Annotated in this window: 10 protein-coding genes; 6 read left to right on the forward strand and 4 right to left on the reverse strand. The window is 44.8% G+C overall.

The window, feature by feature from the left end; genetic code table 11:
• Positions 1 to 151 precede the first annotated feature (151 nt).
• On the forward strand, positions 152 to 736 hold the full coding sequence (locus B9T16_RS08250; protein ID WP_006618600.1) for a DUF2062 domain-containing protein: 585 nt from the start codon (positions 152 to 154) through the stop codon (positions 734 to 736).
• Here the strand turns inward: B9T16_RS08250 and B9T16_RS08255 are convergent.
• From B9T16_RS08255 to B9T16_RS08265, 3 genes are all read right to left on the reverse strand, one after another.
• Positions 733 to 2,451 (reverse strand): helicase HerA domain-containing protein, encoded by a 1,719-nt coding sequence (locus B9T16_RS08255; RefSeq protein ID WP_006618601.1) that lies wholly within the window; start codon positions 2,449 to 2,451, stop codon positions 733 to 735. The genes B9T16_RS08250 and B9T16_RS08255 overlap by 4 nt on opposite strands.
• Before the next feature lie 69 nt (positions 2,452 to 2,520).
• The gene (locus tag B9T16_RS08260; protein ID WP_006618602.1) at positions 2,521 to 3,183 is read right to left on the reverse strand and encodes a phosphoribosylanthranilate isomerase; all 663 of its coding nucleotides are present in this window, start codon (positions 3,181 to 3,183) and stop codon (positions 2,521 to 2,523) included.
• 15 nt (positions 3,184 to 3,198) lie between these two features.
• Complete coding sequence (locus B9T16_RS08265; protein WP_006618603.1) at positions 3,199 to 3,720, reverse strand: DUF4330 domain-containing protein; 522 nt, start codon at positions 3,718 to 3,720, stop codon at positions 3,199 to 3,201.
• A 400-nt stretch (positions 3,721 to 4,120) separates the two neighbouring features.
• Between B9T16_RS08265 and B9T16_RS08270 the strand changes: the two genes are divergently transcribed.
• The 5 genes from B9T16_RS08270 (at position 4,121) to B9T16_RS08290 (ending at position 9,649) form a co-directional block, all read left to right on the forward strand.
• The gene (locus B9T16_RS08270; protein ID WP_410244518.1) at positions 4,121 to 8,605 is read left to right on the forward strand and encodes a response regulator; all 4,485 of its coding nucleotides are present in this window, start codon (positions 4,121 to 4,123) and stop codon (positions 8,603 to 8,605) included.
• A 10-nt stretch (positions 8,606 to 8,615) separates the two neighbouring features.
• On the forward strand, positions 8,616 to 8,762 hold the full coding sequence (locus tag B9T16_RS08275) for a hypothetical protein (protein ID WP_410244519.1): 147 nt from the start codon (positions 8,616 to 8,618) through the stop codon (positions 8,760 to 8,762).
• Positions 8,763 to 8,773: 11 nt separating this feature from the next.
• Complete coding sequence (locus B9T16_RS08280; protein WP_410244520.1) at positions 8,774 to 8,908, forward strand: hypothetical protein; 135 nt, start codon at positions 8,774 to 8,776, stop codon at positions 8,906 to 8,908.
• 123 nt (positions 8,909 to 9,031) lie between these two features.
• Entirely contained in the window at positions 9,032 to 9,223 is a 192-nt protein-coding gene (psb35, locus tag B9T16_RS08285) for a photosystem II assembly protein Psb35 (protein WP_006615857.1), read from the forward strand.
• Positions 9,224 to 9,292: 69 nt separating this feature from the next.
• Entirely contained in the window at positions 9,293 to 9,649 is a 357-nt protein-coding gene (locus B9T16_RS08290) for a hypothetical protein (RefSeq protein WP_006615856.1), read from the forward strand.
• Between the two features lie 284 nt (positions 9,650 to 9,933).
• Here the strand turns inward: B9T16_RS08290 and B9T16_RS08295 are convergent.
• On the reverse strand, positions 9,934 to 10,803 hold an 870-nt coding region (locus B9T16_RS08295; protein WP_410244521.1), incomplete at its 5' end, for a M16 family metallopeptidase.

Consider the following 10,803-nt stretch of genomic DNA (forward strand, 5'->3'; position numbering starts at 1 on the left):
ATTTGATAATCTAATTAATGTCGGTTTTGTGGCGGATATATTATAGCATATTCGCTGGGATTAGGCAAGAGGCAACCCCCGAACCCCCAGAAAATTAATGGGTTCAGCAATTCACCGAAAAATGCTCAATTGTCAATGATTTGATGAAATCATGCCCAAAAATCTGGAGAAGTTGTATAATAAAAACTCCTATGGCAAAAATAACAGCAAGGAGAAACTATCTGTGTATCGATTATCTGAATATCCACCGCAGAAAAGAATATGGGTATATTGGTGGCGGTGGTTAAGATTAGTATATCTGCGGTTAATTAGCCTGCGAGGACAACCAGAATATTTGGCGAGGGGTCTGGCGGCGGGTGTGTTTGCTGGTTTTTTTCCATTTTTTGGGTTTCAAGCGATTATCGGGGTGGCGGTTGCGGTTATTTTAAGAGGTCATAAACTCCTAGCGGTGGCGGGAACTTGGGTGAGTAATCCCTTGACTTATGTTCCCCTGTTCTTTTTTAACTTTCAGGTGGGAATGTGGCTGCTAGGAATTAATCAATTTTCACTAATGATTGATGATGTCGATCTACAATCAGTTAAAGACTTTAGTGAACTGGTAGAAACTGGGGCCGAATTGGCGGGGGTTTTATTGTTAGGATCGACTGTAATGGGATTAATAGCAGCGATCGCTATTTATACTGTGAGTCTTCCCTTATTCCGATATTGGCAACAAAAGCGATCGCAGCGTCGCTAAAATCCCAGGTCATCTAAGGCGGTCGCAGCGGCTTCAAAAACTACCTCGTCCGGCATTTCTTCCCAAGCTATATCTCCAATTTCGCGGTAAAATGTCTCATCGTATGGTCTAGTGCGAATTACCACAGGCATAGGGACGGCATGACCTAAAACTAAAGCCTGTTGTTTAGAGTCTAATTTTGCCAAAACCGATCGCAAATTTTGACCACCAGAAACCCCAGTAAAAATCGCATCGATATCCTTATCATCGTTTAATAAAGCGGTGATACGAGTCCCTATTTGAGACATCACCTCCGAGTCAATTCCTGACGGACGTTGATCAACAATTAATAGGGTGACAAAATACTTTCTCATTTCCCTAGCAATAGTGCCAAAAATAGTAGACCTAACCACGGCTGGATCGAGAAATCTATGAGCTTCTTCGATGGTAATTACCAGAGGTTGAGGGCGATCGCCAGGATTTTTAGAAGCCAAAAATGTTTCAGCTTTTCGGACATAGGACTGGTGAATGCGGCGGGTAATCATATTAGTTACCAGCATATAGGATAACATATCCGACTGGGAACCAAACTCAACAATAACGTGCTTTCCGGCTGACAGAGACTGAAGAATGCGATCGATATAATTAAACGGACAAGTAGGGCGCATATACTTCAAATTTTCCATACGCATCAACTTTCGTTGTAGGGACATAATCGACCCTTTATGACCCCGGCGTTCATCGCAAAACATTTGGATTTCTTCATTAGTCATCCCCAACAGTTGCGAGATCCAATCCTGACCAAACTCACTACAGAGAATATTAGCGTTATCTAAAGCAGCTTCCGAGAGATTTAATTCTCGTTGGACTAAGTTTAAATCTTCTACCTCTATCTGGTTATAACTCAAATACAACTCTTGAGCGTCTCGAATTCCCCGGCGGCGGGTTGACTCTGGGTCAAGAGTGTAGACTTCTACTTGATTCGGAAAAAGTTGTCGTAATCCCTTAACGGTATTAAATTTTTTGCCTTCCGATACAGCCTCCCAACCATATTCAGAGTGCATATCAAAAATCAAGTTAACCGCCGCTTGTTTACGGATAATTCCTGATAATAATAACCGGGTTAAAAAAGATTTTCCGGTTCCCGATTTCCCAAAAACACCGTTACTGCGTTCCACAAACCGATCGAGATCGAGACAGACGGGAACTTGCATATCAATAGGTTCCCCGATCGCAAAATTACGTCGTTGGGGGTCATCTTCCCAGCCAAAAATCACCCGAAAATCTCTTTCCTTAGCTTCGTAGACCTGGGAGAAGTGGCTGGGGATAGTTTTAACGGGGAGTAGTTCAAACTCTTCGGTATTGGTGTTAGGTTGAAAAGAGGCGGCACCGTTACCATTTCCGTTAACTTTGAGTTGAATATCATAGCGATCGCAGACATCCCGATTCAGCATCAACATGGGACTAAGTTCAATAGTTCCATAGGTGCTGTTTCCGGCTAACACAGCTTGGAGAAAATCATTTTCCGGTAGTGGAGGATTGCTAAGAATGCGGGGGCTAGAGGTTCCTAGACAGACATCAGTTAGTAAACAAAAGAAATGCGATCGCACTCCATAGACTACCAAAAACTTACCAACTCTCATGTCCTCGACGGAAACATCGGCGTGTAGTCGCACTTCCAGTCCCTTTGTCAAGGAACCTTGAATCACAGAACCAAGGGGTTGATCAGTAGTCATTAGATACTCATTCCCCAGAGGGGTATAGTTGTTTTTCTCTGTTGATTAATGGTACAATCTAATCAGGAGTTATAGCAAATTTTCCGAGGGATGAAAGGGGGATTTGGTCAGGTTTAACTTCTCAAATAGTTGAGTAACTTTAGCAATATCCTTGTCTCCAGGCGATCGCTCTACTCCACTAGACAAATCTATCCCGTCAGGGTTTAGGCAACTAAGGGCTTCAATGATATTATCAGGATTAAGTCCCCCCGCCAAAAACCAGGGTATGGCAGGGCGAAACTCACCCAAAGATTGCCAATCTATGGTGAGACCAGTCCCCCCCAACTGTTGACCATGATAGGCATCTAGCAGCAAAGCATCTACATGGGGAATAAAGCTGTTGGCTAGGGTGAGAGATTGCGGAGTTTTAACCCGGATAGCTTTAATTAACTCACCATGGGGAAGTTCTTGTCGTAGGCGATCGCAAAATAAGGGGGATTCATCCCCATGAAGTTGTACCCCCGTTAATTTAGCCTGATGGAAAGTTTCCCAGATTTCCTCAAAAGTGGCATTAGCAAAAACCCCAATCCGGTCTACCCTGTCTGGTAGATCAGAGGTAATCGCCCGAATTTGGTCTGGGTGGATATAGCGAGGGGAAGCCCGAACACAAATAAACCCCAAAGCAGTCGCCCCCAAAGAGGCGATCGCCTGTCCTTGGTCAAGTCGGGTTATGCCACAAATTTTAATCCGCATGAAATCAACCCACCATTAATCCTGGACTCGAATATCAACCACACTGGCGTTAAAATTGTAGGTGTTTCCCTCTAGTTCTACCGTATTACCAATGCGAATTTTGACATTACCCAAAACCGGACCCGTATTAGTAACTTGACCCTGGCCCTCCAAAGTGAGCAAAATATTGTTACTGAAAATAAAATCAGCCGTTGGGTCAGGTAGAGCCCTCAAACTCCCGTCAGGTTGGGTAACTGGGATAGTCCGAGGTAGAAACTCAACCGCTTTAATGTCCACCTGTCCATAGGGTTGGTTACGGATAATCAGATTAGTCTTTTCTCCAGCCTTGAGAAAATCCTGGGGATTACGTCCACGCATCCCCAAAGCAATTACATCAACTTCCACAGGTTTAGTCGTGACCCCAATTTGAGCCACCGACCCAGAAGTTCCCGGGAAAAAGAAAATTCCGACAATCACCAGCAAAATGACAGCCGCAGCGCCGAGGTCGAGAATGCTCACCTTTGCGAACAAGCGACCTTTAGAATCCAAAATAGCCATAGAAGCAGATAGTGGGCAGTGTATAACCTTGAGTTTAAGTTATTCCCCAGCATACCATTGACCATCAACGATCCCAACTAGGGATTATTTGGGAATACTGGGCGGTTAAGTTGACAATAGTAGTAGGGGGGAAATCTCTAAGGGAGATGTAGCCTGATCAGTAAGCTGAAATTTATGACCCTCAGATTCCCTGAAAGTAGCCCTAATCTTTATTTTATATAGATTAGGGCCGATGCAAGGGAAAATAGATCAGACATTTACCCCAAATACAATTTATCCTGGAGATAGTAAAGGGGGTTTTACCCCCCCCAACCACTAAGCCCCCTTGTCATTTTGAGTCAATGATGTTCCATCACTCCCTATCTCACCGAATCCAATCCCAATCACCAGAAGCTGTCCCATGTTTATTCCCTCCATTTTTCAAGCAATCAACCGCAAACCCCTGACGACCAAGCCAGATACTCTTGTCGAAGATATCATTTTGCTGATGAGTAGCAACAGGTCAAGCTATGTATTGATTGTAGAAAAACCGGAAAAAGTGGTTAGTTGTGATCACACCACTCTTCAGGAAGTATATTCTGTATTGGTGGGGATTTTTACAGTCCAGGATATCGTGGAACTTTGCTCAATTAACGATCGCCTCTGTGGGTTTCCCATCTCTCGGATTATGATTCGGTCTGTGATTAGCGCCAAAGAGTCGGACCTGACCGATATCTTTACCCTGTTTGCTTACTTTGAGCAAAACCAGATCCACCATTTACCCATTGTCAATGATCGGGGGGAAGTCACCGGGATGATCTGTCCGGAAAATTTCCTCTGTCTATCTCGGAGCAATAAAAGCCAGAAAAAGCCTCAGTCATCATCCTATTCTGCCAATGGTCGTCGTCCCTCGTCCGTCGCTCCTCAGTCCCAACAGACCTTTGTACCAGAAGACGTAATCCAACTGAGTCAAATTGCCAACAATCAGACATCTAGGCTAGTTCACGCCCCCTCCTCCTCGTCGATTTTCCATATAACTAAGTTAATGTCCAGGTACAGAGTGCCATCTGTAGTTGTCACGGAAACCGTCCCCCCCCCAGAGAACACATCAGCACCCAATTCCGATAAACAGGCGATTAAATTAGTGGGAGTTGTCACCAGCCAAGATATTCTCACCCTGGTAGCTTTAGGGGTGGATTTTTACACAACCCCAGCCCATAGCATCTGTAATAACCCAGCCGTAATTGTGCGATCGCGCATTACCCTAGGAGCCGCCCTGAGAGTTATGGGGAAATACTATCACCAACTACCCCTAGTAGTGATGGATGAGCGCAACTATCCCATCAGCGTTATGTCCCCTAGCACCATCCTTATGGGTGCATTGCGTCCCCAATCGATGCACGCCGCCCTAGCTAAACTCGCCCAGCAAGTTCAGTCCCAGCCAGAAGTTAAAAATTCGCCGAGGGTTCCGGTCCCGTCTGTCCCCCCACAATGCACCTGGCCCAACGAATTGCAAGAAAGATCCGAGGCGATGACTCAGCTTTATGAAGCAACTATTGGTTCTAACGCCGATTTTGATACCCGTATCACCCGTCTTTTACAAATGGGATGCGATCGCTTTGGTGTGGAAATAGGACTGCTAGGGCGCGTCTGGGGGGGGCGCTATGAAGTGATCGCCACCCGTATTCCTGAAAATTTGACCTTCGGATTTGCCAAAGGCGATACCCTCGCCCTCCATCAAACCTTAGAAGGAGAATCCGCCGGGTCTGATGAGGTAGTAGGTATCGAATCACTCCAGAATTCCCCCTGGAAAGACCACCCAGCCTACGCTGTGCGCCGTTTTGAAGCCTATCTAGGCGTAAAAGTCACCGTCAGTGGTAGAGACTATGGAACCCTCAGTTTCCTGAGTTATCAGCCCCGCTCAAAATTTCGAGCCATTGAAAAGGAAATCCTGAAACTCATGGCTACCTATATTGGTAGTGAAATTGCTCGCGAACAGGCGGCGCAAGCACTTCAGCAACAAAATCAGCATCTAGTATTACTTAAAGAAATTACCCATAAAGTTCGCTCTAAACTGGAAACCCAAGAAGTATTTCAAACTACCGCCAGCCAAATTGGTCGGGTATTTGCTGTTAACCGCTGTTCTATTTATACCTATATTCCCGAACCTTACCCACACCTAACCTGTGTGGCAGAATACCTAGAAACTGGCTATGAGTCTACCCTCAAGCTGGAAATTTCTGTATCTTATAATCCCTATATTGAAGCACTCCTCACCTCTGATAGAGCGATCGCATCTACCGATGTTTTTTCCGAGCCTTTACTGGAATCTTCCATTCCCCTCTGTCGTCGCATGGCCTTAAAATCCATGTTAGCCGTTCGCACTTCCTATCAAGACGAACCCAACGGCATTATTATGTTGCATCAATGCCAACAAATGCGCGAGTGGAACCGAGACGAAATCGAATTTCTCGAAGATGTCGCCTCCCAAGTAGGAATTACCATCGCCCAAGCCAAATTACTAGAAGCCGAAGTCAAAAGCCATCGCGCCCTCGAAGCCAAAAATCAAGCCTTAGAAGAAGCCAAACTCGCCGCCGAAATTGCTAGTCGTGCTAAAAGTGAATTTCTGGCAACCATGAGCCACGAAATCCGCACTCCTATGAATGCAGTAATTGGCATGACCGGGTTACTATTAGATATGGAATTAACCCCCGAACAGCGAGATTTTGTCGAAACTATCCGCACCAGTGGCGATGCCCTTTTAACCATTATTAATGATATCCTAGATTTCTCCAAAATTGAATCTGGTAAACTCGAACTAGAAAAGCAACCTTTTAAACTCCGTAACTGTCTCGAAGAGTGTCTAGAATTGCTGTCTGGGCGCGCCGCCGAAAAGGGTTTAGAGTTGGCTTATATCATAGATCCTTCCACTCCTAAAACTATCCTGGGTGATGTCACTCGCCTGCGTCAAGTGTTGGTTAATTTGGTCAGTAATGCTATTAAGTTTACCTCCGAAGGCGAGGTAATTTTAGCAGTGAAAGCTACCCATCCCGATGCCAAAAAAGATGTCAAAAAATTTGATGATTCTGATTTTACTGAAAGTCATTACGTCCTGCAATTTGAAGTCAGAGATACCGGAATTGGCATTCCTCCCGACCGGATAGATCGCCTATTTAAAGCCTTTTCTCAAGTTGACGCTTCCACCACTAGGGAATATGGAGGCACGGGTTTAGGTTTGGCAATTTCTCAGCGGTTGAGTCAATTAATGAATGGGAAAATGTGGGTGGCTAGTTGGGTAAATTTGCTCGATGAATATCACGATGAAACCTCATCTTTGATATCTAGTGTCGCCGGAAATCCTCCCCCCGACTTTGTGCGCCCACAGGTGTTCAGACCTGGCTCTATCTTCTATTTTACCATAGTTTGTAGCGGATTTAATACCCCCGATTTGGGAGAATTTAGTGATGATTTCCTTCATGGTAAGAAAGTGTTAATTGTTGAACATCACGACATTAATCAAAAACTGCTTATCCGTCAGGTTAAATCTTGGGGTATGGTTCCCGTGCGCGTCAAAACTGGCGCTGATGCCTTAAAGGTTTTGCATGATAACCCCGAATTAGATTTGATTATTTTAGGTATCAATTTGCCTGATATGGATGAAGCCACCCTAGCGAGTCGTATTCGCCAATTAGAAAAACAGATGATTGCTGGTAAATACCGCCAAAAACCTTTTAATTTAGTCATGTTTAATTATGCCAGCAATACCGATTCACTGCGACGACTAGAAGCCCAGGGTGTTAATGTGGCGGGATTGGTTAACAAGCCTCTCAAACAATCTCAGTTTTACAATACCCTGATGCAGATTTTTGCTGATAGCCAGACTATTGAAAAACACTATCATATTAAGAATGCTGAGTCTGGCTATGACCCGGCAATTCCTCAACCTCATGCCAATTTGCGGATTTTATTGGCTGAAGATAATGTCACTAACCAAAAAGTAGCGATTAAACTATTAGAACGTTTGGGGTATCGCGCTGATATTGCTGGTAATGGGTTGGAGGTTCTCGATGCCTTAAACCGACAACAGTATGATGTAATTTTGATGGATGTACAAATGCCGGAAATGGATGGCTTGGAGACTTCTAAACATATCTGCGCCGCCTACTCAGATGGTAGCGATATGGGTCCACGGAAACCTAGAATTATTGCGATGACTGCTAATGCTATGCAAGGCGATCGCGAAATGTGTTTGAATGCAGGTATGGATGATTATATTACTAAACCTGTGCGCCGGGAGGCTTTAGCTGAAGCCTTAGCTAAATGTCATCCCATTTCTCCCACGGTAACTGAAGTTCACGAAGTATCTGCTCAAAATGGATATCGGGTTAAATCTACAACCATCCCTCAACAAAGTACAAATGGGGGTAGTCCCAATGGACAGGTTATGGTTGTTGATGTTACTGAAGCTAATGGGCACAAAATTCTCAATAATCATACTGTTGAGGAAGAATTAATGACCGATAATAGTCCCATAGATCATCAGGTTTTGGAAAATCTCAGGGAATATGATGATGAAGATGATCCTTTTGTCGATTTGCTAATTGCTACCTATTTACAGGAAGCACCCCAACATATTGATGGTATGCGTAAAGCTATTGATGCCCAAGACCCTAAAGGCTTAAAAGAGTCCGCCCATACGTTAAAATCTAGTAGCGCACAACTGGGAGCCCTTAGATTTTCTGAGTTTTGCAAGGAACTTGAATATATGGGACGTGCGGGGATGGAAAGTGATAGCCCAGAGGTGGAATGTTTTGTTACTGGTAGTGCGGTTGAACGCTTTGCAGAAACCCAGGCTGAATGGCAACGGGTGGAAACGGCCCTCCGCAAAGAAATTAATCAGTTGTAGAGAATAATAGATGATTTTTCCGGTGCGTCAGCAATTAATTATCGGCTATTTATTCGGTTGGCGGTATCTGACGCACCCTACTAATAATGGGCTCGGTGCGTCAGCAATTAATTATCGGCTATTTATTCGCTTGGCAGTATCTGACGCACCCTACTAATGATGGGCTCGGTGCGTCAGCAATTAATTATCGGCTATTTATTCGCTTGGCAGTATCTGACGCACCCTACTAATGATGGGCTCGGTGCGTCAGCAATTAATTATCGGCTATTTATTCGCTTGGCAGTATCTGACGCACCCTACTAATGATGGGTATTGAACTTTAGGATGATGCAATTGATGATTAATGTACCACCACAGGTAGAAGACCCGATAGAGATTAACCGATAGTATGGGGTTAATGCTGATTTGTGAGGAAAATATCTGTTTATGGATATTAATTTAGTCTTAGGTGAAGTGGCAACAAATGCGCCTCATTTTCCAGTGGCTGCCACTTTATCCTTAGTAGTAGGGTTTATTGCAGCAGCTTCTATTGGTTCTATTGCTTGGTATAACTCTAAGCGTCCTGTCGGTTGGGAGGATAAAGAACGCCCGAATGTGGTTCCCAACATTAATAAATAGGGTAATTCATTCACCCAGCAACACAAGACAACTTAACTATTCTAGCACTAAATTGGAGAAAATTAAATCATGGCAACTCAAAAAAATAATCAAGCTACAGCAGGTGCTAACTACGATCGCAACATTATGTCGGCGGAAACAGCCGCCCGCATGGAAAGAGAAGGCGAGAACTTTAAAAAGACTCCTGACGCGGCGGAAGGAACTACAGATACTACGGCTGGTTATCGTATAAGTCGAGAAGGACTATTAGATAATTTTGCCATTGAACCAGAAATGTACGTTGAGGAACCTGGTGATTTACGCGAACAAGAACAGGCGGAACAAGCCGAACGAGTCGAAACCCTTAAAGAAGTTAATGAAACGGACGAAGAAGGTAAGTTAACTATGTCTGAAGATAACCGAGGTAAAGGAACGGGAATTATCTAATTACTCTGGTGGATATAGCGTTTCTCATATCCATTAAGGTACAGCCCACTCAAAGAGAAGCCGCTGCGCGTCTACACCCCAAACCCCTCTCCCCTATTGGGAGAGGCTTGTCCTGAGCTTGTCGAAGGAGGCTTTGAAAAGTACCTCACCAATCCACCGAATCGCTATAATCAATAATAATTGATTAGGTATTTACGGGGTGCGTCATTTAGTAGCTAATCAGCGGGGGTTTCTGCGGATTTGCTGGTGATGATGCACCCTCAAAGCTGTGGGTTAGTTTGCTTCTATTTGGGGGTGGTGACACGCCCTACGGAGGCTGTGGGAATAGCTGGTTTGGAAGTGACAACAACTAGGCGATCGGGGTGGATCAGTTCCCGGGCGACTTGGTTAACTAATGAGGGAGTTACCGCGTCGATTTTTTGGTAAAATTGATTAAGTTCTGTGGGGGGAAATTGGAAGATTTCATTCCACATGATTATACCAGCGAGAAAGTCTGGGTCTCCCAAAGCTACACGATCGCTAGAAATTAGACTATGTTTAGCGGTTTCCACTTCGGAGGGGGTAACTCCCTGTTGCTGAACTTGTTTGAGTAGGGCGAGGGTTTTCTCGATTGCTAATGCTGCGTTTTCCGGTGCGGTTTGCATTTCGATATTGAAAGAACCCCAACCCCAGGCGCAATTAAACCAACTATACACGCCATAGGTGAGTCCGTGGCGATCGCGCAATTCCAGTCCTAGGCGACTTGACAAGGTGCTACCACCTAAGATGTGGTTAAGAATTAGGGCTGCATAATAGCGGGAATCGTGGCGGTCTATGCTAGGATGTCCCATGACTGTGACTGACTCCACTAGACCGGGTATCTCTTCCTGTAGCCAGACAAATTTGGCGGGGAGGGAAACGGGAGGCCAGGGATTTTTGCGGGCGGTGGTTTGGTTTTTCCAGGAGCCCAATTGGGTTTCGATTTGCGATCGCATCAACTGTGAATCAAAATCTCCAACCACTACCAAAACTGTCCCATCAGGGCGATAATAAGTTCTATGGAAATTCTGAATATCACTACGAGAGATGGCTCTGAGGCTGTTCTGGGTGGGGTAAATATACAGCGGGTGGTCTTTTGGGTAAAGCTGCTTTTGTAGGGCACGGTGGCTAACATA

The organism is Arthrospira sp. PCC 8006 (assembly GCF_046480465.1).
Lineage (GTDB): Bacteria > Cyanobacteriota > Cyanobacteriia > Cyanobacteriales > Microcoleaceae > Limnospira > Limnospira platensis.